The organism is Paenibacillus sp. TAB_01 (assembly GCF_043945595.1).
In the GTDB taxonomy this organism is placed as follows: Bacteria; Bacillota; Bacilli; order Paenibacillales; family NBRC-103111; genus Paenibacillus_S.
On record NZ_JBIFNP010000001.1, the window covers coordinates 5,759,692 to 5,784,712 of the forward strand.

Annotated in this window: 22 protein-coding genes and 1 pseudogene; 8 read left to right on the forward strand and 15 right to left on the reverse strand. The window is 55.1% G+C overall.

Translation table 11 applies throughout. The features are described from left to right. Positions 1-38 precede the first annotated feature (38 nt). On the reverse strand, positions 39-1,013 hold the full coding sequence (locus tag ACHHV8_RS28040; protein WP_395162629.1) for a phosphotransferase: 975 nt from the start codon (positions 1,011-1,013) through the stop codon (positions 39-41). After that, complete coding sequence (locus ACHHV8_RS28045) at positions 988-1,464, reverse strand: protein kinase family protein (RefSeq protein WP_395162630.1); 477 nt, start codon at positions 1,462-1,464, stop codon at positions 988-990. The genes ACHHV8_RS28040 and ACHHV8_RS28045 overlap by 26 nt, the downstream gene beginning before the upstream one ends. Before the next feature lie 436 nt (positions 1,465-1,900). Between ACHHV8_RS28045 and ACHHV8_RS28050 the strand changes: the two genes are divergently transcribed. From ACHHV8_RS28050 to ACHHV8_RS28070, 5 genes are all read left to right on the forward strand, one after another. After that, positions 1,901-3,049, forward strand: coding sequence for a glycosyltransferase family 4 protein (locus tag ACHHV8_RS28050; RefSeq protein ID WP_395163648.1), 1,149 nt, complete (start codon positions 1,901-1,903; stop codon positions 3,047-3,049). A 21-nt stretch (positions 3,050-3,070) separates the two neighbouring features. Then, positions 3,071-3,292: a hypothetical protein gene (locus ACHHV8_RS28055; RefSeq protein ID WP_395162631.1), complete on the forward strand. Its 222-nt coding sequence runs from the start codon at positions 3,071-3,073 to the stop codon at positions 3,290-3,292. Position 3,293: 1 nt separating this feature from the next. After that, positions 3,294-3,848: a protein kinase family protein gene (locus ACHHV8_RS28060; RefSeq protein ID WP_395162632.1), complete on the forward strand. Its 555-nt coding sequence runs from the start codon at positions 3,294-3,296 to the stop codon at positions 3,846-3,848. Continuing rightward, on the forward strand, positions 3,841-4,437 hold the full coding sequence (locus ACHHV8_RS28065; protein WP_395162633.1) for a hypothetical protein: 597 nt from the start codon (positions 3,841-3,843) through the stop codon (positions 4,435-4,437). The genes ACHHV8_RS28060 and ACHHV8_RS28065 overlap by 8 nt, the downstream gene beginning before the upstream one ends. Before the next feature lie 335 nt (positions 4,438-4,772). Then, positions 4,773-5,909 carry a glycosyltransferase family 4 protein gene (locus tag ACHHV8_RS28070; protein ID WP_395162634.1) on the forward strand — a complete coding sequence of 379 codons (1,137 nt, stop codon included), beginning with the start codon at positions 4,773-4,775 and terminating at the stop codon, positions 5,907-5,909. A 192-nt stretch (positions 5,910-6,101) separates the two neighbouring features. Here ACHHV8_RS28070 and ACHHV8_RS28075 read toward each other — a convergent pair whose 3' ends face one another. From ACHHV8_RS28075 to ACHHV8_RS28085, 3 genes are read right to left on the reverse strand one after another with little or no spacing between them, the layout of a single operon-like run. Continuing rightward, positions 6,102-7,061: an NAD-dependent epimerase/dehydratase family protein gene (locus ACHHV8_RS28075; RefSeq protein WP_395162635.1), complete on the reverse strand. Its 960-nt coding sequence runs from the start codon at positions 7,059-7,061 to the stop codon at positions 6,102-6,104. A 28-nt stretch (positions 7,062-7,089) separates the two neighbouring features. After that, on the reverse strand, positions 7,090-8,394 hold the full coding sequence (locus tag ACHHV8_RS28080) for a UDP-glucose dehydrogenase family protein (RefSeq protein ID WP_395162636.1): 1,305 nt from the start codon (positions 8,392-8,394) through the stop codon (positions 7,090-7,092). Beyond that, positions 8,394-9,362, reverse strand: coding sequence for a sugar phosphate nucleotidyltransferase (locus tag ACHHV8_RS28085; RefSeq protein ID WP_395162637.1), 969 nt, complete (start codon positions 9,360-9,362; stop codon positions 8,394-8,396). The genes ACHHV8_RS28080 and ACHHV8_RS28085 overlap by 1 nt, the downstream gene beginning before the upstream one ends. Positions 9,363-9,618: 256 nt before the next feature. Here ACHHV8_RS28085 and ACHHV8_RS28090 point away from each other — a divergent pair, with 256 nt between their 5' ends. Next, positions 9,619-9,966, forward strand: a complete 348-nt coding sequence (locus ACHHV8_RS28090; protein ID WP_395162638.1) for a hypothetical protein — start codon at positions 9,619-9,621, stop codon at positions 9,964-9,966. Positions 9,967-10,360: 394 nt separating this feature from the next. Here ACHHV8_RS28090 and ACHHV8_RS28095 read toward each other — a convergent pair whose 3' ends face one another. Genes ACHHV8_RS28095 through ACHHV8_RS28115 form a run of 5 tightly spaced genes read right to left on the reverse strand, consistent with a single transcriptional unit; the run spans position 10,361 to position 17,085 of the window. Further along, the gene (locus tag ACHHV8_RS28095; protein ID WP_395162639.1) at positions 10,361-11,221 is read right to left on the reverse strand and encodes an S-layer homology domain-containing protein; all 861 of its coding nucleotides are present in this window, start codon (positions 11,219-11,221) and stop codon (positions 10,361-10,363) included. Beyond that, positions 11,157-12,353 (reverse strand): cadherin-like beta sandwich domain-containing protein, encoded by a 1,197-nt coding sequence (locus tag ACHHV8_RS28100; RefSeq protein WP_395162640.1) that lies wholly within the window; start codon positions 12,351-12,353, stop codon positions 11,157-11,159. The genes ACHHV8_RS28095 and ACHHV8_RS28100 overlap by 65 nt, the downstream gene beginning before the upstream one ends. Next, complete coding sequence (locus ACHHV8_RS28105; RefSeq protein WP_395162641.1) at positions 12,298-14,130, reverse strand: Ig-like domain-containing protein; 1,833 nt, start codon at positions 14,128-14,130, stop codon at positions 12,298-12,300. The genes ACHHV8_RS28100 and ACHHV8_RS28105 overlap by 56 nt, the downstream gene beginning before the upstream one ends. After that, complete coding sequence (locus tag ACHHV8_RS28110; RefSeq protein ID WP_395162642.1) at positions 14,111-15,682, reverse strand: OmpL47-type beta-barrel domain-containing protein; 1,572 nt, start codon at positions 15,680-15,682, stop codon at positions 14,111-14,113. The genes ACHHV8_RS28105 and ACHHV8_RS28110 overlap by 20 nt, the downstream gene beginning before the upstream one ends. Further along, a complete protein-coding gene (locus ACHHV8_RS28115) occupies positions 15,652-17,085 on the reverse strand; it encodes an OmpL47-type beta-barrel domain-containing protein (protein ID WP_395162643.1) in 1,434 nt (477 codons plus the stop codon). Before ACHHV8_RS28115 ends, ACHHV8_RS28110 begins: the two co-directional genes overlap by 31 nt. A gap of 143 nt (positions 17,086-17,228) precedes the next feature. Between ACHHV8_RS28115 and ACHHV8_RS28120 the strand changes: the two genes are divergently transcribed. Continuing rightward, positions 17,229-19,703, forward strand: a complete 2,475-nt coding sequence (locus ACHHV8_RS28120) for a winged helix-turn-helix domain-containing protein (RefSeq protein WP_395162644.1) — start codon at positions 17,229-17,231, stop codon at positions 19,701-19,703. Positions 19,704-19,723: 20 nt separating this feature from the next. Next, entirely contained in the window at positions 19,724-19,891 is a 168-nt protein-coding gene (locus ACHHV8_RS28125; RefSeq protein WP_395162645.1) for a response regulator transcription factor, read from the forward strand. 252 nt (positions 19,892-20,143) lie between these two features. Here the strand turns inward: ACHHV8_RS28125 and ACHHV8_RS28130 are convergent, their stop codons facing one another. The 5 genes and pseudogenes from ACHHV8_RS28130 to ACHHV8_RS28150 form a co-directional block, all read right to left on the reverse strand. Next, positions 20,144-20,626 (reverse strand): hypothetical protein, encoded by a 483-nt coding sequence (locus ACHHV8_RS28130; RefSeq protein WP_395162646.1) that lies wholly within the window; start codon positions 20,624-20,626, stop codon positions 20,144-20,146. 90 nt (positions 20,627-20,716) lie between these two features. After that, positions 20,717-21,906: pseudogene (locus tag ACHHV8_RS28135) on the reverse strand (cation:proton antiporter). 4 nt (positions 21,907-21,910) lie between these two features. Continuing rightward, the gene (locus tag ACHHV8_RS28140) at positions 21,911-22,408 is read right to left on the reverse strand and encodes a cation:proton antiporter regulatory subunit (protein ID WP_395162647.1); all 498 of its coding nucleotides are present in this window, start codon (positions 22,406-22,408) and stop codon (positions 21,911-21,913) included. Positions 22,409-22,786: 378 nt separating this feature from the next. After that, the gene (locus ACHHV8_RS28145) at positions 22,787-23,152 is read right to left on the reverse strand and encodes a hypothetical protein (RefSeq protein WP_395162648.1); all 366 of its coding nucleotides are present in this window, start codon (positions 23,150-23,152) and stop codon (positions 22,787-22,789) included. A gap of 494 nt (positions 23,153-23,646) precedes the next feature. Continuing rightward, positions 23,647-24,888: an MFS transporter gene (locus tag ACHHV8_RS28150; protein WP_395162649.1), complete on the reverse strand. Its 1,242-nt coding sequence runs from the start codon at positions 24,886-24,888 to the stop codon at positions 23,647-23,649. Positions 24,889-25,021: the final 133 nt, after the last annotated feature.

Sequence of the window (25,021 nt, forward strand, 5' to 3'; positions counted from 1 at the left end):
TGGGCTGACGAGATCATACGCTTGTTTTGTTCAAGGCTCTAAGACCCGGAATCCATCTCTCGCAGGATTTGCCTAAGCCTTTGTCCCCCTTCCGAGCGCATCCAATAAAGCAAGCGTACTTGCCGCTCGTACTGCCTTTTCCATTTCTCCCCCGGATGTGAGGAGTAAGCAGAGTGAAACAGGAAGAACAGCCCGATTCGGGAGACGGCGACAGGGAGCATAGCTTGCTCCTCCGGAGTCAGCTGGCCATACCCCATGAGAAAACAGCGGTCAAACTCCGCAGCATGATGCGGAAGCAGTAAATAGATGACCCACAGCGAGTAGGCAACGTCAAACAGCCGCGGCCCCGCCTGAACAAAGTCGAAGTCCATCACGCAGGAAACTTCATCCCCTGAATAGCATTGATTCCAAAAGTGCCAGTCTCCGTGAATCACCGTCGCAGGAAGATCAGCCTGGGCACGGTCCCACTGCTCCAAAATGGAATCCCCCAGCAGCTTCGCCTCCGACAGCTGAAGCTTCGGTATATCCGGCATTTGCTTCAAACGCCGGTAGGCAGCGGTAAAGTAATCGTCGTTTTGGCAGAAAGACCATGCAGGCTGCGGCCCCGGTTTGTAATGCTCCAGCGCTTGATGAAATCTGCGCAGCGTTCCCGCACACGATGAGACTTGGCCCAAGCGGCATTTAAACCCTCCGCCTTTGACGAACGGGGTTACCTGTATCTTCTTCCCGTCCTCGCGAATGAAGCAGTTGCCCTCCTCATCTGTCAGAGGTACCGGAACCTGGATTCCTTCTGCCTGAATATGGAGCAGCAGAGACTGGAGATAATTCAGATGCTCTTCGCTGCAGGAGTCATTCAAATAGCGGACGACATATCGCCCTTCGGTAGTCTTAATTTTAACATTCACGTTGTACGAGCCGTTAAGTTTGCCGCTCGATCCGATCCATTCCCCCAGACCGAAGCGGCGGCAGATGCGCTCCAGCTCCGGGTCATGCTTCTCCGTCAGAGGATTCATGGACGCCCCTCCTTCTCCGAAGGCTCCATTTCTCATAACACTCGGGCGCCATGGTCTGCACTTGGTCCAGGAATAGCTCCAGCAGCCCCAGCCTCTTCAGTCCGCGCAGCAGCACTATCGGCTTCCTGTACCGCTTAGTATAGGCATGGACCAGATCAATGACGGCAAGCGTCCCGTCTTCACGCACATATAAATGAAACAATGCCGCATCGCGCCGGGTAAATCCCAGCCTCTTCATTTCTGTGTAAATTCGCAGAATCTGTTCCGTCTGCCTTGAGGTGATCGTCCCCGCATCCTTCAAGACCGAATATAGCGTGGGGCCCTTCATATACTCAATGACAATATACCCCGGACCCTCTTCATAAAACGCAGGGGTCATCCAAGAACCCTGACACCGTCGATAAGCCTCGGCCTCCTGCACGGCATCCTCTTCTTTTTGGTACACCTTCATACACTTTCCATCCGGAAGAAGGTACGCGATTCCCTGCTTTCCTCTTCCAATCGGAACCGCATCCTTTGGCAATCGGCAGCTATCCAAACTGATCACCCCATTTCTCACGACCTTCTTCACTATATTCAGTCTATTTGCGGAACTCTATAGGACAATGATGGAATTGTAAGAATCTGAAAATACACAGGTGTACCTATCAGCCAATATCGCCATGACATATACATAAATTATTAGTCCATGTCACAACAAGAAGGATGTGAATTCATTGCAAAAGTCGAAGCGGGCCTCATCTCCCGTCAAAAAGAAAGCACCTATGAAGAAGACGAGAGCCTCCGCTTCCTCCATGCTTGTCCCATCGGTACCATCTTCAGCTCTGCTGCGCTCGCTTCCGGACTATCCGCCGCTTATCCGGGAATCTGAATCCCCGCGTATTCTGATGGTTTTAGATCAGTTTAATATTGGAGGAACCGAAACCTACACCCTTTCTCTGATCCGTGAACTGCTCCGTCAAGGTGTCTCAGTCTCAGTAGCGGGAAAGCCCGGGAAATTTCGCGATGCTTTCCATGGACTAGGCTGTCCTTTATATGAATTGGATTTTGTAACAGATAGTCATCATCCGAACATTCAAAAAGCTGATGAGCTCACGCAGCTGCTGAAATCCATTCTTGTAACAGAGCGAATCCATATCGTTCATGCACATCAGTATCCTTCGGGAAAAATTGCCGTCAAGGCCGCAGCGCAAGCCGGCGTCCCCATCCTGTTTACAATCCATGGCTCTTATTATGACGCTTCCTTCTTCCAGGAGCTGGACTCCACCTCCACGCTGGTCAGCGTCAGTCCGGCCGTAGAACGCATGCTTCTTCGATACGGCCTGTCATCCTCGTTGATTCCTAACGGAATTGATCTGGAGGAGTTCCACGAGTTGGACCCGGCCTACCGTGAGCATGAACGAAACCGGATAGGAATCCCGGCAGGAGCGACAGTATTGATGTATGCAGGACGCCTTTCGTGGGAAAAAGGCGACCTTTGCGGCGAGCTCATTCGAGCGGTTTCGGCCCTCCGCTCCGCAGGCCTTCCCCAGCTGCATCTGCTTATTGCCGGAGCGGGGAACAAGCTGAAGGATCTTCTCGAATTGGCCCAATTTCAGCAGCAGCTTGCAGGGCATCCATTTATTCATTTTGCGGGGGAGACCGTTTCTTTGGCGAAGTACTATGCGGTCTGCGACGCGGTGATTGGAACTGGCAGAGTCGGACTTGAGGCAATGGCCTGCGGCAAGCCGCTCATCGCCCTTGGCAGTCGAGGTCTGATCGGAACCGTGCAATCCAGCCGTCTGCCTGAAGTATGGGACACCTGGTTTGGGGATCATGCCGCCCATAGGCCTTATTCGCAGGAATTTTTGAAGAATCAAATTAAGAAAGTACTGACCCTGGACAACAGAAAGACCAAGGAATTGACCGAAAGCGGCAGAGAGATCGTCGAAAGGCGCTTTAACATTAGGCACACCGCAAAGAGGCTGCTGGAGCTGTACAAAAGCCGCATGTCTATCGCAGCGGCAGCCAAAGAAACACGGACTTTCTTTCACTGATCTGAATGGAGGGAACGGAAGATGAATCCGTATGTAATTACGCCTTGGGATACCTTGGAAAGCAGCGTAACCGGGGGAGCCGTTCTGGAACAGTATGTTCCTCCCGAACTGGAGGCCTTGGCTTGGCAGGTGGCGGAGCTGTACGACATGCAGGTGTACAATATGACCCTCATTACCTCCAAGCCGGATAAGGGCGGCGCAATCTGGAGAATTGATACCAACCATCGTGCCCCGGAGTCTTAAGGTGCTCCACCGAAGCCCGCAGCGGAGCCTGTTCAGCATTGGAGCCCAGGAGCATATGGTTAGCCAAGGGGCTAAGGTTCCTGCGCTTGTCCCTACGCGCGCTGACAGCACCTATGTCGAAGCAGGCGGCAAGCTGTGGATCGTGACGGACTGGATCGAACCGCTGCAGCCCGTATCCAAGGTCGACTTGGAGGGAGCAGCCGCTCTCTGCTATGGGCTGGGGGAGTTTCACAAGCTTTCTAAGGGATATGTGCCTCCACAGGGGGCGCAAAATTCTTCGAGGCTAACCACATGGCCTAAGTATTACGATAAGATCATTACCAAAATCGGCTGGTTCCGGGACATCGCTTCCATCTACCGCGAATTCCCGGCCAGCGAGCATTTGTTGAATGTAGTTGAAGAATTCGAGCGCCAGGCACGGGAAACGAATAAGCTGCTGCTTGCATCCGAATACGCTAAGATGGTCAGCAAAGGCGGACCTCATTGGGGACTGGTGCACCAGGACTACGGCTGGTCCGAACGGCCAGATGGGGCCCGGCGGTATTTGGGTGATTGACTTGGACGGCGTCTCTTATGACCTGCCGATCCGGGATCTGCGCAAGCTGATCACAAGTACGATGGATGATATGGGCACTTGGGATCCCGTATGGATTCGCGGTATGATCGAAGCTTATCATCAAGCGAATCCGATCGACAGAGAGACGTTCGAGCTCCTGTGGATTGATATGGCCTTCCCCAATGAGTTCTATAAGCATGTGAAGGAAATCGTTTTTTCGCCGCAGATTTTTCTCCAAACTGAACTAGAGGCTATTCTTACACGTGTCATGACCGTAGAGAGCAGTAAATGGCAGGCGCTCCAGGAGCTTGAGGCAGATAAAACCAAATACGAATCCGGCAATTACGTATTCGAAAGCGGTCCGGCTTTCCAATACGAATTCGAACCGGTGCCTGCAAGGGATTTGCCGGGCAGCATGGTCCTGTGCTTCCGGAAGCCGAAGAAGCTCCGGTTCCGGTTACCCCTGCTTATCAAGAGGCTGTGCTTATCGCATTCCCGGGACCTGCCGATCAAGCCATGCCGGAGGGCCTGTGGACGCCCCTTGCCGCCGCGTCCGGCGATACGGTACCGGCCGCGCCGCTGCTCGTAGGCCCCGCACCGGCTAAATCACCTCCGGCATCCCGCCAGCGCAGGAAAGGCAAGCATCGGCGCAAACGGCTGCCAATCGTTCCAAAAGCTGTGAAAGCCCGCAAAAAGAAAAAAATCGTCCGCAAAAAAACAGCCAAACTGGTACCGAAAAAGCGGATTACAGCAGCCGTTAAACCATTGAAGAAGAAGCCGACCAATCGGAAAACCCTTACCCGCAAAAGAAAAGTTGCTGCTAAGAAAAGGCAGCCGGCCCGGCAGCAAAAAGCGCTTACCGCCGGCTCGTCCAAGCGAGGCCGGCGCCCGAAAATTGCCTAGTAACAGGAGGAGAGGATCCGCGTGAACATTTTAATGATTTGCACCGAAAAGCTCCCTGTCCCCAACATTCGAGGCGGCGCCATTCAAACCTATATCGGCGGTGTCGTAGGGACGCTGGGCCGGCATCACCGCATTACCCTGCTCGGACGCGACGATCTTGAATTGCCGAATGATGAAATGCGGGATAACGTCCGCTATGTGCGAGTTCCGTCCGATGGCCTGTTCGATGTGTATGCGAAGGGAGTTACCGAGTTTTTGGCGGCAAGCCCGGAGAACTTTGATCTTATTCATATTTTTAACCGTCCGCGGCTTGTTCTGCCTGTCCGCCAGCTGGCGCCTTATGCAAGAATAGTTCTCAGTATGCATAACGATATGTTTAACCCTGCTAAAATCTCTGAGGAGGAAGGCCGTGCCGTCATCGGCCAAACGGAACGCATCATTACAATCAGCGGTTATATCGGCAACGAAATCTGCCGCTACTTCCCGGAAGCCGCATCCAAAGTAACGCCTATCTACTCGGGAGTGGACTTGTCGCGGTTCGCGCCATGGACAGAGTCGGAGACCGCTCTCCGTACGCGTGAGCAGCTGAGATCCGCGCATCAGCTCGACGGAAAGAAAGTGATTCTGTTCGTCGGCCGTCTCTCCCGCAACAAAGGCCCTCACGTGCTGGTTAAAGCCATGAACCACCTTCAGCATTCCGATGCGGTGCTCGTTATCGTCGGCGGCGCATGGTACAGCGATAACACAATAAGCGATTATGTAGCTTATGTTCGCGCCATGGCCGAACGCTCCACGCTGCCTGTAGTCACAACGGGTTACGTACAGGCGCATGAAGTGCATCAGTGGTTTTGCGCAGCCGATGTCTTCGTCTGTACTTCCCTCTGGGAGGAACCGCTGGCAAGGGTCGATTATGAAGCGATGGCTGCAGGACTCCCATTTTTGACCACGGCCCGGGGCGGAAACCCTGAGATCGTCATCAACGAAAACGGAATGATTATCGGTAATCCGGAGGATCCTTTGGAATATGCGGAAAAGTTGAATTACCTGCTCTCCCATCTGGATTATGGGCGGCAAATGGGGATTCGCGGCAGACGCCTGGCCGAGCAGCGCTTTACCTGGGACCGGGTAGCATCGGAAATTTTGGCGGTCTGGGGGTAAGGTCGTTTCCTCCCATCGAAATAAAGCAGCAATAAAAAAAACCGGTACAGAGAAGGCGGGAAGCCCCGCCTTTTCCTCCGGGTGAACTGGCCAATCTCTGATCCGAAGGTGTTCGGATGCGGGATGCCGCTTAATTCCAATCCGTCTCATCAATCGCCTGTCTGCGTCTCGTCACTCTGCTATTTCGCCGCTTTATGGCTTCATCCCTTTATACAGCTGAAGAATGTACAGCATCTCCTGCTCGAGACCGGTTCTAAGATCTACCCGGGGGCTGTATCCAAGCAGCCGGCCTGCTTTGGAAATATCCGCCCATGTGTTTTTCGGCTCGCCGTATGTGCTCTGTGCCAAGACCATCTCGGCCTTTTGGCGAAAGCACTCCTCCAATATCGCAATGCATTCCAGCACGGAAGCCCTCTGTTTTCCTCCGATATTGATGGTTTCGCCTATGACATGCTCGGCCCGGGAGGCTGCGGCCACCGCCTCGACACAATCCTGGACGTACGTGAAATCCCGCGTTTGCGTTCCGTCCCCGTTCAGCGTAATCGGTTTGCCCTGCTGCATTTGCACAATAAACCGGTGAAAGGCCATATCCGTCCGCTGCCTTGGACCATAGACCGTAAAAAACCTTAAAATAACAATGGGAAGCCCATCATTGCGGTGATACACCCTGCACAGCTGCTCCCCTGTCAGCTTGCTTACACCGTAAGGGGAGAGCGGTTCCGGCTCAGCATCCTCGCTGACCTTCCCTGTTTTCTCACCGTATACGGAGGAAGTGGACGCATAGATAAATCTCTTGATGGGATAGATCTTGCATCCTTCCAGCAGCCGCTGTGTCGCTTGTATATTGTGCTGTACATAAAAAGCAAAGTCAGGCCCCCAGCTCGTTCGGACTCCGGGCATGCCGGCCAAATGGTACACGATATCGACTCCGGGAAGCAGTTCTTCCCAGGAAACCTGAAGCAGATCGGCTTCCTTGAATTGAAACCGGGGGTGAAGGAGCAGCCCCTCGATATTCCTTCTGCGAATCCATGCAGGCGTGGCACCATCAATGAAGCCGTCCAGCCCGATGACCTCATTCGTCTCCTCCTGCAGCAGCTTCTCGCATAAATGAGAGCCGATGAATCCGGCTGCACCAGTCACTAAAATTTTCATTGCATCCGACTCCTTTTCAATGCCATGCTTACTGCCGTCCAATCCCCAGGTATTCGAACCCCCAGGATTTGAGCAGCTCCCTATCCAGCGCGTTTCGTCCGTCATATAGGACAGCTTGATTCATCAGGCCTTTGAGTGCTAACCAGTCTGCCTGCCTGTATTCGTCCCATTCCGTGCATAAAATGGCCGCATCGGCACGCTCCAGCGTCTCTTCCAACACCTGGTACTGTCTCAGAGTCCGCGGATGGCCATCCATCAAATCTCCGGGCAAAACCGCCACAGGATCATGAACCCGAACTTGGGCCCCTTGCTCCAGCAGACGAGCAATGACAGCCAAGGACGGCGCCTCGCGCAAATCGTCGGTACCGGGCTTAAAAGCGATCCCAAGAACCGCTATCGTCTTGTTATGGAGCGAACCCAGCATACTCTCCAGCCGTGAGATGGCATAAGCTTGCTGTGACTTATTCACTTCCACGACCTGATTCAATAGAGTCAGCTCCGTCCCCTGTTCTTTGCCCATGTACAACAGAGCATTGACATCCTTCGGGAAGCAGGAGCCGCCATAGCCAATCCCTGCGCGCAAAAAGGCTTTGCCGATTCTCAGGTCCAGCCCGATCCCTTCACTGACCTCCGTAACAGGTACGCCAATCTCGTCACAAAACCGGGCCAGCTCGTTAATAAACGATATTTTGGTTGCCAGATAGGCATTAGAAGCATACTTGATCAGCTCGGCGGACATGGGCTTAGTCCACAGCACAGGACAATTCATACGGCCGTAAAGGCTGCGAACCCGCAAGCCTGCCTCCTCCGTATCGCTCCCGATGATAATCCGGTCCGGATGAAGCGCATCCTGCAATGCGCTGCCCTCTCTTAAAAACTCCGGATTGGAAACGACATCGAAAGGTACCGGCTCCGGCTGCGATTCCCGAATCCACTGTACCACCTTCTGCTGTGTTCCCAAGGGAACCGTGCTTTTGATAACAATAAGCTTATATCCCTTCATCGTTCGGCCGATGCATTCAGTCGCCTGGCGGACATACTGTAAATCCGCGCTTCCATCAGAACGAGGCGGGGTTCCTACACATAGGAAAATGGTTTCATGCTCAGGGACGGCTATCTCGGGGTCGGTAAAAAAGCGGATATTCCCCTCGGTTAAGTGTTTTTTTAACAAGAACTCCAGACCGGCTTCATGGAACGGGACTTTCCCGTTCCGCAGCGCTCCGATTTTATCCGCATTCGTATCGACACCGGATACATGCCATCCCAGCTCTGCAAACACCAGCGCGGTAGTTGTACCTACATACCCCATACCCATTACTAATATGCTCATCATCAGCTTCCTCCGTTTTGTAGAGACGCATACTTCCGGTTGACAATGGTATGACTTAAGCTGGCATCATTCAGACAAGTTCCATCAAGAACAACGCTCCGTGCAATCGTACAGCCTTGCAGCCGGACTCCGGGACCGATGGATGCATAGGGGCCGATTGTGCTATTCGTAATCTCACTTCCGGGATCAATGATTACCGGAGGTATGATGATGTTGCCTTTCTCCGATGGATAGAGCGGAAGCTGTTCGGCCCGGTTCAGCTTATCGAGCATCCACTCATTCGCTTCCAGCCATCTGGGCAGCGTTCCGACATCGGAATGATTCTGTTCCGTCGTGAGATAGCCAACGGATTTCCCCTGATCGATCAGCCATTGAATCGCATCTGTAATTTCGTATTCTCCGCGTTTGGAGGGCTGAATAGACCGTATCGCATCAAAAATAGAGGCGTTGAATGCGTAGGCGCCCAATACGGCCCAATTTGATTTGGGAACGGCCGGTTTTTCCTCCAGTCCTACGATCCGGTTATTTTCGAGTTCGGCTATCCCGTAATCCACCGGTCTTGTAACATAACCCAGCATAATGCATGCATCATTGATCTCATTCGTTACAGGCAAAGCCAGCTCATCCAAGGATTGCTCCAGCAGATTGTCTCCCAGCAGCAGCACGAACGGCTGCTCCTTAATAAACGGCTCCGCTTGTTTTACGGCATGGGATATACCGAGCGACTCGTGCTGGTAAATATAAGAGATATCGACACCCCAAGGCGTTCCGTCTCCCACTATAAGTTCAAACAGCTCACGGTGCTCCGGCTTGATTACGATACCGATTTCTGTGATGCCGAGGACCGTCAGCTTTTCAATGTTATATTGAATCAGGGGCTTATTGGCTACCGGCAGAAGTACCTTGGGAACGAGATCGGAAAACGGCTGAAGCCGGGTACCTCGGCCTGCACCAAGAATTAAACCCTTCATAAGGTACACTCCCTTATTGTGAATTTAATATTAAGATATGTGTTTATCCGTGACCCAGTAAGGGCGTGTGTTAGCACGTAGGTAAATTGTACTCATGTACACCGATCGTTTGAAAATCAGCCGTATTGTCAGCTATCGCGTTTATAAAAAATCCGCTGCTTGCTGCTTTCCATTTGCCCAAACACTGCCGGAGGAGATTCATATACTACATTGAAACTGACAAGTTTCAAAAACAATTGAGAGGAATGAACAGCGCATGGCTTCTTATGAAAGCTTGAAATCTGCATTAAGCGGCTTGGATGTAGAGGAAATCGAGGTGGCCTACGCCAACGGCGAAAAATCTGTTTTTAACTACGGCGATGAAGATGCCGAAGCTTTGGACAACTGGCTGAAAGGGATCGATTTAAGCGAAGTGGAAGAAATTGAAGTAGAATTGAACGGCGGCGCCAAGGTTGAACTGCAATGGGACGAAGAAGAAGGAACTGCTTATATCGTTTCAGAGGATGAAGAGGACGAGGAAGACGAAGAAGACGAGGACGAAGAAGTAGATGGCGGGGATGAGGACGGCGATGAAGAAGAGGACGAGGATGAGGACGAGAACTAATTCTCGCTGACAGCTTCGATCAGTAAATCATAGATTTCCAGCTAAGCCACTAGTATGATTCAATATATCATAGGAAACCATTCCTCCAATATAAGGTGTTCATTGTACGAAGTCCTTTAGCGGATTATACAGCCTGCATGTTCATAGTCAAAGCTTTCGAAGCAGACTTCAACCGAAGTCTGTTTCGTATTATCCGGCAAGGCTTTATGATCCTATATCACCCTTCCTTGCCAATGAAATGAATTCGAGCTGCGGACAACGGTCGAGTCCTGTTTGAGCGGCATCAAGACAAAAAAACAACGCGAGAAGGGGTTCGTCCCTTTTCGCGTTGTTTGGTATGCGGCGGCTTGTTCCCGGCAAATTCTTGTCTCCTCAAACTGCCGCCATTGCTCATTTACTTCGTTTGAACGATCCTTAGCAGCATCGCTACCGCTTCGGCTCGCGTCGTCAGATCCATCGGAGCGAACAGCCGCTCCCCCCGGCCCTGCACGAGTCCCCGCTGGTACGCGGCGGCGATGTAGCCCCCGGCCCAAGCCGGGACGGCCGGCGCATCGGAGAACAGAGCGTTCACCGCATCGGGAGATGCCGGCGGCAGTCCGGCGGTTTTCGCCGCCATGGTGATCATCTCCGCACGGGTTACCGGAGCATTCGGCCTGAAGGTACCGTCCTCATAGCCGTCCACAACCCCGCCGGCGGCAGCCGAGCTGACCGCCGACACCGCCCAGGCGGGAATGGAAGCCGCATCCGCAAATTTCAGCTCCGCTGCCGTACCCTGCGAGCCCTCCGCCTGCGGATAGGCTTGATGGAGCATTACAACGAATTGAGCCCGCGTGACCGGCTCATCAGGCCGGAAGGTACCGTCCTCGAAGCCGCTCACGATACCGCAGCCGGAAGCGCGCGTGACCTCCAATTCCGCCCAGTGCCCCGCCATGTCGCCAAAAGGCTTCGAGGCCGCAGCGGATTGCGTGCACCTTCCGCCGCTTGACCCCGCCGGCGGCTCAGGCGCCTGCGGTTCCTCAGGCTGCTGAGGCGGAACCGGCTCTTCTATCGGAGGCTGAGCCGGAGTCGTTTCTGCCGGCGGCGTACCGGCTGTCCCGCGTCCCGAGCGGGACTTCGATGCGCGATGAACCGCCACGCTGTAAGTCTGCTGCGTTAGGCCGTCAGGAGCGGTCACCGTCAGCTCCACAGCGTTATCCCCCACCTGCAGAGCAATTGGCTCCGAAGCCTGACCGCTCTCCAGCTCCGCTCCGTTCATGCGGATCCGGGCTCCGGGATCGTAAACCGAAGCCGTCACCGTTGTGCCGGTCCACTCCATTGCCGACCATGACGCTGTAAGCCGTTAGGCCGCTGTCAAACGCAGGGAGCAGAGCTCCTCCCGACAATTCAAGGCTTGTAAGCGTCACATTCGGACGGGCCTTACGATGCACCTCAATGATATATGACTGCCGGCTGACCCGATCCTGCGCGGTCACGGTCACGGCAAGCCGATTGGTGCCAACCTCCAGCGGGAGCAGCCGTGAAGGCTCGCCGCTTGTTAACGCTTGACCGTTAACGCTTAGCGTAGCATTCCGGTCATAGACCGAGGCGGTCACGGTCGTGCCGGCGGTTAAATAGTCTACTGTCGTCTCGTAGTGGACAATACCGCTCTCAAATGCGGGCTCCAGGCTGCCCTCGGACAGCTGCAGTCCGCTCAGCATCACATTGGAGCTCGGCTCCCGGTTTATATCTACCCGGTAAGTTCCTACAGTGACGCCATCTTGTGCGGTGACCGTCACCGTTACAGGATTGCTTCCGACGTCCAGTTCAACCGGCAGGCTTCCCTCATTTCCCGCAAAAAGCTTGCCGTTCATCTGCAGCGCCGCTACCTCGCTGGCGGCCCTGGCATGCACCGTTACGGCATAGACGGCATGGGTGACGGACGCCGTATAGTCCGTCGTTCCCGGGTCGAACCGGGGGATCAGCACCGCCGTGTCGACGGTAAGCTCGCTTAAAGCTGCCTCATCGGAAGGCATCCGGGTCACCGTTACTGTGTACGGCTGGACCGTCGTGCCATCCTGTGCCGTCACCTGAATGGTAAACGTCTGCGTCCCGACCTCCAGGGCAGCCGGATTCGCCGCCGGCCTGCCGTTCTGCAATATTTCCACAGAAGCGTTCGAATCCGCAGCAACTGCCGCAATTGACGTGCTCGATACCCCATAAGGTACCTGTGCGGTATATTGATAGGTCGTCCCGGTCACCGTCTCATGTAAAATAATACCGCTCAGCTCCAACGTGCGGAGCTCTGCGTTATCTGACACAACAGTGAAGACGCGTTCGGCGGAAACCGCGCTTTCATTGCCTGCCGCATCGGCCGCTTGCGCCTGAACCGTATGTGGCCTGTACCGCAAGCTCCGCAGAAGGCGTATAGGTCCAGCCGCCGTTATCGGCTGCGTGAACTCTTCCCGCCGCAGCTCCGTCCACATAAACATTGACGGTTACGCTCGCTTCCGCCGATCCGGTGATGGCAGGCTTGGGCCGGTTGATAACGGCACCTTCCGCCGGCTGATGCACGGCAGGTACCGGCGGCGCTATCGTATCTACCGTAAAAGACGTTCCCTCGGATAGCGGACCGGCGTTTCCGGCCGCATCGACCGCTTGAGCCTTGAACGTGTGCGGCCCTTCACTCCATGCCGCCTCCGGCGTATACTTCCAAATACCGCCGTCATCGGACAGCGCCGTATCGGCCTCTGTTCCGTCTAGCGTGATCCGGATGGAGGCGCCTGCTTCCGAGCGCCCCTGAATAGCCGGCCTTCCCGTATTGAGTATAGTTCCGGACGCCGGGAACGTCACTTCAGGAACGCCCGGAGCTTGCGTATCGACCGTTATATGAATCGTATCCGACTCCACGCTTGTATTCCCCGCAGCGTCCTTAGCTGCGGCGCGGATCGTATGCGCTCCGTCCGCTAACGGATCGGCCGGCGTAAAGCTCCAGCCGCCTCCGCTGCCGGCTGCCATGACAGTCCCCGCTTCCGTTCCGTCTATGATAACCGTCACTTCCGCACTTGTTTCCGCGGTGCCGGAAATAATCGGGTTATTGCCGCTCGTTGCTGTCCCCTCTGCAGGAGACAGAATAACAGGCGACGGCGGCGCTTGCGTATCCACCTTCCAGGAGACGGTTAGCGAAGCCGGACTGGCATTCCCTGCTGCATCGGCAGCCATGGCGCTCGCGCTGTGTGGTCCATCGCTCAACGGTGCCGCAGGAGTGTATGTCCAGCCTCCATCGGCATCGGCGGTAAGGCCATCGATAGGGAGCGTATCCAGCAGCAAAGTAACAGCCGCATAAGGCTCAGCTTCCCCTGAAATTACCGGTCTGGCCTCGGCCAACACTGCATTGAGCTGCGGCGCCATAATCACCGGCGCGCCCGGGGCTATCGTGTCGACCGTAAAGGACACCTCTGCCGTCTCCCCGCTGGCATTGCCGGCCGCGTCTGCAGCCACCGCCTTCACCTTGTGCTCCGCATCGGTCAGCGCAGCCGGGAACGTATATGTCCACTGCCCGCCGCTGTCGGCCGTGATCGCCGGAAGCGCTTCTCCGTCCACATATAACGTTACCGCAGCATTGCGTTCCGCCGTGCCTGCCAGGGTCGGCTTATTATTGCCCGTCACAGTCCCTGCGGCAGGCGTGATCACAACCGGGAAGTCCGGTGCCGTCCGGTCGATTCTCACTGCCGCCTCGGAAGCCTCGCCTGCGTTGCCTGCACCGTCTACGGTTCTGGCGTGAATCACCGTTTCCCCTTCCGCGGTAATCGTCAGCACCCCGGTATAATCCGTCCAATCCAGCGTAGTCGCGCCGGATAAGCTGTATTCCGTCCGTGAGATTCCGGAGCCCCCGGTATCCGCCCCATGCGTCAAGGTCACCGTCACGCTGTCGGCGGCCGTCCAGGCTTCGGTTTCAGGGGCAACGACCGGCGCAGACGGCGCTGTCCGGTCGATCCTGACGACCTCCGTCTGAGCCTGACTCTTATTGCCCGCCTGATCGACCGTTCTAGCGCTCACGGTCGTTTCTCCCTGCGCAGAGACGGCCAATGGGGCCGTATAAACCGTCCAGTCCGCCGTTGTCGCTCCGGACAGGCTGTATTCTTCCCTCAGCACACCTGAACCGCCGCTATCGGTTCCCGGTGTCACCGTCACCGGCACCTGAGCCGCCGAAACCCATCCGGCGGGTCCCAGGCGTGACGGCTGGAGCCGTCGGCGCTGTTTTATCGATCGATACTTGAGCGGAGGCATTCGTACTCAAATTGCCGGCTTGGTCAATGGTTCTAGCCGTGATTGTCGTTCCCCCTTCCGCCGTAATCGTCACAGCCCCCGTATACGTTGTCCAGCCCAGGGTCGTCGCGCCCGACAAGCTGTATTCCGTCCGGTTCACTCCCGAGCCTCCCGCATCCGTGCCTGCCGTCAGGCTCAGAGTCACATTAGTTGAAGACCAGGAAGCCGACGCTCCGTTCACTGTCGGGGCGGCAGGCACCGTCCGGTCGATTTTGACCGCCGCTGTAGCCGTATTGCTGACATTCCCGGCATTATCGACGGTTCTGGCGGTAACCGTCGTTTGTCCTTCCGCCGTGACCGCCACGGCCCCAGTGTACGTTGTCCAGCCAAGGGTTGCTGCGCCCGACAGGCTGTACTCTACGCGATTAACCCCAGAGTCTCCCGTGTCCGCACCCGGGGCTATCGTTACGGCGACGCTTGCCGCCGAAGTCCACCCTGCCGCCGAAGGGGTCAAGACCGGCACATCCGGCCTGCTTTTATCAATACGCTGGATTGCCGTACCGAGGTTACTTATATTGCCCGTATTGTCCACTGTCCGGGCTGCTACCGTTGTCGCACCTTCCGCGGTGATCGTCACAGCCCCCGTGTACGTTGTCCAGCCCAGGGTCGTTGCCCCCGACAAGCTGTACTCTACATGATGGACACCCGAGACGGCATCCGCCCCTGCCGTTATCGTCACATTGACGTTCGTCGAACTCCAGCTTCCTCCCGCCGGATTGATAACAGGTGCTGCCGGGACGGTGCGGTCGATCTTCACCGTTGCGGCGGCCGTCGTACTGATATTGCCTGCCTGATCGATCACTCTCGCGCTTACTATTGTCTGCCCCTCCACCGTAACTTCAACCGGCCCCGTATAAGCAGTCCAGCCCAAATTGACCGCTCCGCTGAGGCTATACTCCGTCCGGTTCACTCCCGAGCCCGAGTCAGTCCCGCCGGCGACCGTGACCTGGACGCTTGATGACGCAGTCCAATCGGTCGTCGCCGGTGTTACCGAAGGAGCGGTCGGCAGCGTTTTATCTATTCTTACAGCAGCCGATCCGCTTGAACCGATATTGCCTGCATTATCTATCGTTCTGGCCTCGACCGTCGTCTGCCCCTCCGCGCTTATCGTTATGGGGCTTGTATAGGCCGTCCAATTGGAGGTTGTCGCCCCGGATAGCTTATACTCGGTCCGGTTGACACTGGAGCCCCCGGTATCCGTTCCGGGTACAATCGACACCGAAACATCCGTTTTGCTCCAAGACGCTGACGCAGGTGTAACGGCCGGCGCAGCAGGCTTTGTTTTGTCAATCGAAATGACCGCCGTGCTCTCCGTACTGACATTCCCCACATTATCGACGGTTCTGGCATGGACTGTCGTTTGCCCTTCCAAGCTGACCGTCACCGTTCCCGTATACGCGGTCCAGCCCACTGTCGTAGCCCCGGACAAGCTGAATTCCGTCCGTTTGACCCCTGAGCCTCCTGGTCCGTCCCTCCAGTCAGCGTGAACGTTACATCGGCAGCAGACCAAGAAGCGGCCGACGGATTAATCGCCGGCGCCGTCGGGAGCGTCCGGTCGATTTTGACAACAGCCGCAGCTGTCGTACTCATATTCCCTGAACGGTTCACCGTTCTTGCACTGACCGTTGTCTGACCCGAATTGGTGACGGTTATCGTCTCACCGTTCGTATAGGCCGTCCAGTCCTGCGTCGTCGCTCCGGATAAGCTGTACTCGGTCCGATCGACACCCGAATCCGCATCCGTTCCGGGGGTGATCGTCAGGTTGACATCGGAGCCGGTCCATGCGCCATCGGAACCGTTAATGACCGGCGCGGTGGGTACGGTAAAATCAAAGGCAAGCTTATAGACTGTGCTGTTATTGTCATAGGTTAAATCATTGTATCCTCCCATCACATAAACGTTGCCGCCAACCTGCACCATACTGGCATTCGTCAGATGCTTGGGATTTGCGCTGTCCTTTGCCCATGTATTCGTGTCGGGATCATACAAATAAAAGTTGTAATTGCCCATTAACAATACTTTGCCGTTAGGCAGGGTCACTTGGGCATGCCGAAAATAAATATCCTCCCACTGATAAGGGAGCGTGGCTGCTTTTGTCCAGGTGTTGGCTGCCGGATCATAAATATAGGAATCGAAAGAGTAAACATATCCGGACAGCCCCCCGGTAAGAAGCACTCTGCCATCCAGCAGCGTACTCTGGGCCGCCCCGTAAATTCCTATTGGCAGAGGCGCCGCCTCATCCCAGCGATTCGCAGACGGGTCATAAATATACGTATTGTCATAAAGCGTGCTGTTGTTGGCGGAATAAATTTGGTCCGCGCCTCCTGTAATCATCACTCTGCCGTCATTGAGCGTACTCTGGGCATTGCCCAGCATTACCTTGGGCAGATTCGCCGCGTTCGTCCAACCGTTTGTGAACGGACTGTAAATCCGGGTAAGGCTGTTATAAACATACCCGACCCTATCAACGAAGGTATTCCCTCCGGTGACCAGTACTCTGCCGTCCTTCAGCATCGACTGCCTATGATAGGCCAGCTGCAAGGCCGGAGCATAAGAAGCCCAGGTTTGGTCCGCCGTATTAAAAATATAGGAATGCTGAGAATAACCGTTCGAGCTATACTGCCCCCCGGTCACCAGAATGTTATTCCCCGCCAGCATGGAGCTGGCCGCAGGCCCCGGGATATTCTCAGGCAAATTAGCCGATGCCGGCAGCGGCTCTACGATCACAGCTGCACGTACCATAGGTTCCGGTCCGATCAACACGCATATGACTAACACCGCAAGCAGGAACAGTCCGCGCACAATGGTTTTCAAGCTGAGGCTCCTCCTTTACTATCGATTCCCTCATACGGGTTACAGGTTACTTATTGACAGTAGCAAAAGGATTTTCCAATGGATATTAACTTTGGTTAACTTTATAATGAAAGTATTAGATTTTGTCGGAATGCGGAGGCGCAATGATACAACGATCCGAACCTATAGTCCTACGTACGAAAACGACGATTCCTTCACTTAAGCCGAATTGGCTCGAACGAGCCCGATTAATACACCTTCTGCATCAAGGTTCCGCAGGTAAGCTGACCTTTCTAAGCGCTCCTGCCGGCTTCGGCAAAACCACGCTGCTGACTCAATGGGTTCATCAGAGAGAGCGCGCGGCGGCCTGGTACGCTCTGGATACCAAGGATAACGATCCGATGCGCTTTTGGCGTTATGTCAGCTATACCTTGGCCGAAGCCGCTTCTCCTAACTTGGCAGCGCGAATTCTTCATTTGACCGAATCCTTGCCTCATCTGTCCCTGCCTACTTTCCTTGACGCGCTCATCAATGAACTGTCGGCGGAGCTAGAGCCTCTTGTGCTCATACTGGACGATTATCAGATGATTACCGCGGAATCGATTCATGAGCATATCGCCTATTTCATCGAATATATGCCCGCAGCCGTACATGTTATCCTGGCGAGCCGTTCGGATCTGCCTTTCTCTGCCGCCAAGTGGCTGTTGCTGGAGGAATATATGGAAATTCCGGCGCAGCAACTGCAATTTACGCAAGAGGAGACGAAAAGCTACTACCGTGAGGCCGTCAAGCTTCCGCTTCGGCCGGAGCAGGCGGAAACCTTGTTTCGGCGCACCGAGGGCTGGGCAGCCGGACTTCAGCTCGTTTCACTCTCGCTGCGCTCGCATGCCGATATGGATTCGTTTATTGAGCAGTTTGCGGGCAATCATCGCAATGTTGCGGAATATTTGTTTCACGAGGTGCTGTCCTGGCTCCCTGAGCCGATCGCCGACTTCCTTCTCATCACCTCGCTGCTGGAGCGTATGGATGCCGAGCTGTGCGATGCTTTAAGAGGAAAAGAGGACAGCCGTGCCATGCTCGAAACGCTGCAAAACTGGAACCTGTTCCTCGTCCCGCTGGACGATCATCAGACATGGTTCCGGTATCACCATTTATTCGCTCAATTTCTACGGAGCAGGCTGGAGCGCAAGCCGCCTGCTGCTTTGCAGGAGCTGCACCGCCGAATCAGCGAATGCTTCGAGCATCGCGGCTTCCTGGACGAAGCCATCGAGCACGCCATTGCTGCGCGGGATTATATGCAAATAGACAAGCTGCTTGCGCGGAATCTCCCGTCCGCCCTCCAGCAAGGGGAGTTTCGCTCTCTGCTCCGCTGGTTCGACAGCGTGCCGGACGATAGCGGCCGGACGGCCGAAATGATGCTGCTGCACTGCTTCCTCATGCTCGTGACGGGAAATCCGGTCCGTGCCGAGTCGCATATGCGGCTGATTGAAGAACGGCTGGACGCGATGGAGCCTTCGGAGCGGCGCAAGCAGCTTCAGAGCGGCATCCTGTTCGTCAAGTCCAACCTCGTATTTTACAGCGGGGATTACGAAGGCTGGTACCGTTTTTCGGCGGGGATTGAAGAGCGGTTATTGCCGGAAAGCCCTTTGTTCTACGGCTTTAATTACAATCGGCAGGAGCCTTTCGTCCGCCGGACCGAATTCGGGCTGAAGGGTATGCTGTCCAGCGATACGGAAACGATCGGACAGCAATTCGTCCGCGTGCTGGAGTCGAAGGGCTGGAGTCATACGCTGATTAACCTTTATATGAATCAAGCGCTGGGGGAGGGATATTACGAATGGAACCGGCTGGAGGAGAGCCGTTCGCTGATCGGCAAAGTGGATCAAGCGGCGGGCAGCGGCCAACCCCCCGGGCTGCTGGTACCGAACCGTTTGATGCAGGCGCGGCTGTACCTGGCCGAAGGCGGCCTGCAGCTGGCTCTGGATACCGTGGAGCAGACGATAGCCTCTTTGGTACAGCAACAGCTGACAGAGACGCATTGGCTGTGTTATGTAAGGTGCTTTCAGCTTCGATTGTATCTTGGGACAGGCCAGCTGGCCCAAGCCAAAAAGCTGGCTCCTGCCCTTCAGGATATTACATCGAAGGACAAGCCTACCTTTCACCAGCAGTATGCCTATGTGACGCTGGCGCGGCTGCTTGGAGCCCAGCGCAAGGAAGCGGAGGCGCTCCGGCTGCTGGAGCTGTTGAAGCCGCAGGCGGCGCGCGAACGCTCGCTGATCAGCCTGGTCGAAATTTCGCTGCTTCAGGCGCTGCTGGAAGCACAGCGGGGACAGCGTTCCGCCGCCTTCGCTTATTTGCATGAAGCGCTGCTGGCGGGAGAAGCCAACGGCTATGTCCGTAGCTTTCTGGATGAGGGGGAAGAAGCCGGGGACCTGATTCGAAAATTCAGGGAGCACCGGCTTCACAAGAGCCCGGAGGCGTCTAGCAGCGCCTCTGCGGCTGCAGATCCGGCTGCGAATGCGGATACGGACCAGCCCCAGGGACGATGGTTTCAGACGCGTACTTGGACAGGCTCCTGGCGCATTTCCCCACAATCGCAGCGCCGCCTGCCGCAGCCGTCTCTCTCGTCGAGCCGTTAACCCGCTCCGAGGAAGCGCTGGTGCGGCTGCTCGTCCGGGGGGCGTCCAACAAAGAAATAGCCCAGGAGCTGTCGCTGTCTCTGGGAACCGTTAAGGTCTACCTGTCCCGGATTTATGCCAAGCTTGGCGTCACTTCCAGAACGCAGGCACTGATTGCCGTTCAAGAACTCGGCCTGCTGGAGCTGTAGAAAGAGCCTCAGTCCCGGCATACTGCATTGTATGTACAGGTTTATACAGGTTTATACAGGTTTATACGGGTTCATACGGCTGTACAAGCCAAAAGCCGCTTTGGGCTTGTACAGCCCCTGCTTCGGACGGATATTCATGAAAAGACGCTTCCATACCCACGCACATCGCGGGTATGGAAGCGTCTTTTCATCTTTTTGGAGCAAGATCCGTCGCTGTTACCTTTTCAGGGGGACCTTATGTTTCTCTACAGCTCATTGCCGTACTTGGAGACGTCGGAAAGGTTCGGCACGGGAGTGACGCTTTCCTATCGGCACCCGTGTGCCCGGACCGTGAGATGAACCTATCGGAAATACATCCACAATCGCATCGGGATCCAAAGCATGAATCAGATCGGTTAGCGATACCACCTCGAGCCTGGAGATGACCAGCTGCAGCCGGTGCAGCATCAAGCCTCCGCTGATCGTATAGCCTGTTAACTGCGTCGCATCCCTGCCCGCCGCCTGTCGAATCGCCTCCGCTACCGGACCCGGCCTCGCCGTATGAATCCGCATGATCCGCTCGTAGCCTGTGCCATGCAGCAGCAGCCAATGAGGCGCCGAGAGGAGGACAGCCGCCACCAAAGCCCCGCAGCCTATGGCGGACTGCCACTTCCTTACATAACCGGATAGCGGACGAGCCGGGAGTACCTGCCAAGAAGAGGCAGCCGGCACGGGCACCTTTGAAGCTGAAGCCATCCTCCAACCGAGCGCTCCTGGAGCCATCCATTCACGATACCGCCGAAGCTTTTCAGAACCATGCCGCATATCGATTCCTCCCCATGATAGTTAATGATCTTGAGAAGCCGCTTTTTCCGTCATGTTCTTTGCCTGCCGCTTATTTCCGAATAGCCTGAGCGCGCGATGAAGCCCGTTATAGATAAGCTTGGTTTCTTTCGTTAGCAAAGGCCCGATGACAGCCAATATAAGCACATACAATGCCGCAAAAGGCTGAATGATCGGCAGCAGGCCACCCGCTTTGGCCAAGTTCGCCATAATAATGGAGAATTCCCCGCGTGCTACGATCGTCAAGCCGATATTGACCGAAGCCTTCGCCGACAAACCGGCGCTCCGGCCTGCCCACATGCCTGCCGCAAAGTTGCCGATCAAGGTAAGTGCCACGGCCGCCAGCGACAGCCAGACAGCCCCGCCCAGCGAAAACGGATCAATCGTGAGGCCGAAGCTGAAGAAAAAGATCGCTCCGAAGAAATCGCGAAACGGTAAAATCAAATGCTCGATCCTCTTCATATGCTCCGTCTCGGCAAGCACCAGACCGACGAGCAGCGCACCGATCGCCTCGGCTACGTGAATCGTCTCCGAGAACCCGGCTATGATAAAAAGCCCCGCGAAAATAATGAGCATAAACAGCTCGTTGGAACGAATATTTAAAATCCGGTTCAACAAGGGCACAGCCTTCCGGCCGATGATCAGCACGAAGAGCATAAAGCCCAGAGCGATAAGAGCGGAGAGCGCAATGCCCCCGACCGACGTCGAGCGGCTGAGCACAAGCCCGGAGAAGACCGAGATATAAATCGCGAGGAATACGTCCTCGAACATTATGATGCCCAGAATCATTTCCGTCTCCGGATTGGCCGTCCGCTTCAGATCCACCAGCACCTTGGCCACGATCGCACTGGAGGAAATCGTCGTAATGCCGGCAACCACGAGCAGCTCCAGCAGCGGGAGTCCCGCCGACCGCAATCGATCGGCCGGACTTGACAAGCCGGCCGACCGAGAACTCCAGTCCCAGGTAGAAGAGCAGAAACAAGACGCCGATGCGGCCCAGAAACTCGATCAGCGGTCCGCTAGAAATAAACCGCAGATCGAAGTGCCACCATTCAAAGGAGTGCGGTGCCTACCGCCATCCCGACCAAGATATAGAATGGAATGACCGAGCACCTCAGCAGCTTGGCGGACAGCAGGCCGGAAAGCGCGATAAGCGCAATCGCAACGCCAATTTCAAACACCATATAGTTCATAGGCTCATTCACATCCATTCATTAAGATGGTTTTGAAATATTTCTGCTGCCTCCTCTCGCCCGCCACGATAAGAGTGCAATCCGACGTAATAACGACCTCCGGCCCCGGATTAATCCGCTTGACCCCCGAATGCTTCTCTACAACCGCAATGATTGTAGCGCCGGAGGCTTGCCGGACGTTCAGCTCCCCGATCGTCCGGCCTACGGCCTTGTAGTCCGCCTCCACCCGGTACCATTCGATGACGAGCTCGTCGAGCGCCATTTCAATCGTCTCCAAAGCTTTCGGCTTATAGGTCATTCCCCCGATGATTTCTGCTACCAGACGCGCCTCTTCATCATCCAGCGTGATCATCGAAAGGCTGTCCTCGGCATCGTAATGGTCATAGTGGTAGCATTCTCTGCGGCCGTCATCATGGACGACCATCACAACTTTATCCCCGCTCCGGGTCAGCAGCTGATATTTTTTGCCGATACCGAGGAGATCGCTTTCTTTAATATTCATAGGCTTGGATCCTCCTGTTCCTCTTTCTCAGCAAGCTTGGCGCACCATGCTGCGCGCCTGTTCCTTGTTCTATGTCCTCACGGACTGGACTGGGTAGGGCAAGCCCGTTTCGGGCATAAGCAAACAAGCCCTCTGTCTCCCCATTTTTTTCAAAATGAAGCCAGGGTGCGCTAAATGCGCCATGCCGCTTTTGGACAAGCGGAACAAGCTGTGCTGTTTTTTTCAAAATAATGCAGCCCAAAGAAGCCACGCAACGCCATTGCAAAAAAACAATAATCCATGCTGGATACGATCCTTAATTTAACGGCAATTCAAATAAAACCGCTCGATCAACGGTTGAAAAAACGATGTGAGGTTGGAATACAGTGCGGGACAAGGTTATACGTACAGCGAAGTAAATTTGATAGGGGTGAGAAGCATTCGCGTCAACAGACGGGCAATTCGGGGATAAAACGAGAGGTGAGTTTCCGGCAGCATTCGGGGGGCTGCCTTCAGCAGAGAGCGCATAGCAAGCGAAAGTGCAGTTAGAAACGCGGCGAAGCGCATTCCTTCAGAAACGGAGGATTGCTTGCGAACCGTAGCTTGATTCGTGAAATATTCCATGCCTTGCGAAACGGAAGTCCGGGCGGACTCGCTCGCGCCTCCCTCCGGGATGGGGGTCGGTGTTGCAAACAGCATGAACACTGCAATTAAAATCAAAGAAAACCAGTGTTTTGACGAGTTATCACGAGATAACATGCTCATTCACCCCATTTTTCTTCAAATTTAATTGAATTAAACCATAAAATGGTCTAATTCAGCAATATTTGAACAGTTATTGGGCAAAATCGAATTTGCATCCCGGATGATTCACCAGCTTGAATATTTGACGCGAACCTCCCTCAGGCCCCTTGGGAACCAGGTCGTCCAAGGGTATACAAGCCAGTCAAAGTTAAAAAGCTGCCGGTTTCATCCGGCAGCTCGGGCTGTCTCGAACCTCTCTGAAGTGAAAAATGAGCACAGACGCAGGGAGGCCACTGAAAAAGTCATTGCTACGAGTACGGAATATTCTTCCGATCGCTGTTGTCCCTGGATTTCTCTGATTATATTCCGCTTGTAGCGGTTGAAATCCAGGGACAAAGGCGAACGCTTTCGCTTCTACAGAACACTTCCGTACCCTCCGTAAGTTTTTCAGTGACCTCGACTCCGGAGGGTATCTTCTGGGGGAGGATGCCCCACCGGAGTCCCCCACCATCTCCTCAACGCTGATGCTTGGTTCGCACACGGTTGTAAACCGCTAACACCGGAACCAGCAGGACCGCGGCGGCGACAAGGGACGCCCGTATAGAAAAACGTTGGCCGATCCATCCGACGCAGGGTTCGCCGGCTGTCTGTCCGAGGGCATCCGATTGGCTCATCATGGAGAGCACCGTTGCACGCGAACGGCCGTCCACGTTCAGGTTGAGCCAGGTATCGTATACCGGGCTCGTCAGCGTGCGTACGATTTCAAACAGAAGGACGGCGGCAAGCGCCCAAGCAAAGCTCTGGGATAGAGCTAACGCCAGGATAGCCGCAATCCGCAGCACGGTCAGCAGGATCATGCCGCGCAAGACGATCCGCTCGTTGTTTAGATCGATCCGCCGCTCCGCCGCCCGCATGACCAGCAAACTCGCCAAAGTTGAGACGACGGCGATAAGACCGATCCAAAAGGGCGGACTTTGCGGAAAACCGATATCTGTAATGAGATGCGCCTGCCATAAGCGGTCGTATCCTTCCGAGGCTGCGCCGCTAAACAGCGTGACGAGCAAGACCATTAAAAGCACCGGCTGCCGCCGGATAACCCGGGTGCCCGATACCCACGTCGCTTTTAAATTCGCCCAGTGCGAAACCGCTTCATCTTGTTGCTGTACACTGACAAATTGGGTTTCCTTCATATAAATCAGCAGAAAGATGCCAAGCAGCAGGTAGAGCATCCCTCCTCCTATATAAGGAAGGTTCGGTTCAAGAAACGACAGCCACACACTTACTGCTATGCCGATCAAAGTGCCCAGCAGCCCCGCGCGCTTGGCTTTTAGAAAAATACGGCCCGTGTTTTCCTCGCCGGCCTCATCAACCACCCAGGCCGCATCCGCACCGCTTATAAAGGTGTGGCCAACGCCGAAAATCACCTGGGACAGTAACAGCCAGAGAAACGCCGATAGGATCGGAACCGCCTGCGCCAGCCAGATCACACTGCCTTCCAGCAAAAAGCCGAAGCCCAACACGAATGTGCCAATGAGAACCGACAGCCTGCGGCTGTACGTGTCGGCTATCACTCCCGCGATGCCTTCAAATAAAAGTACGGTTACTTCCAGAACCGTTCCTACTAGCATCAGTTGAACTGGGTTCAGTCCTACCGCGATAACCTGATAAACAGCATAGGTTGTAAACATCGTTGTATTGGCCAACGATGTCCAGAAGCCCATGACGGTATAAACCTGCGATGCATGAAATTTCATCATATCCGGGCCCGCCTCTCCGATTACGGCAGATGGAGTAGGTCGCATGCTTCCCGGTTACCTCCGTTCCACAAGCACGCATATCCTCTACCGGTGATGTGATCTTTTTTGAAACCTGATGACTTTCGCTGCACTT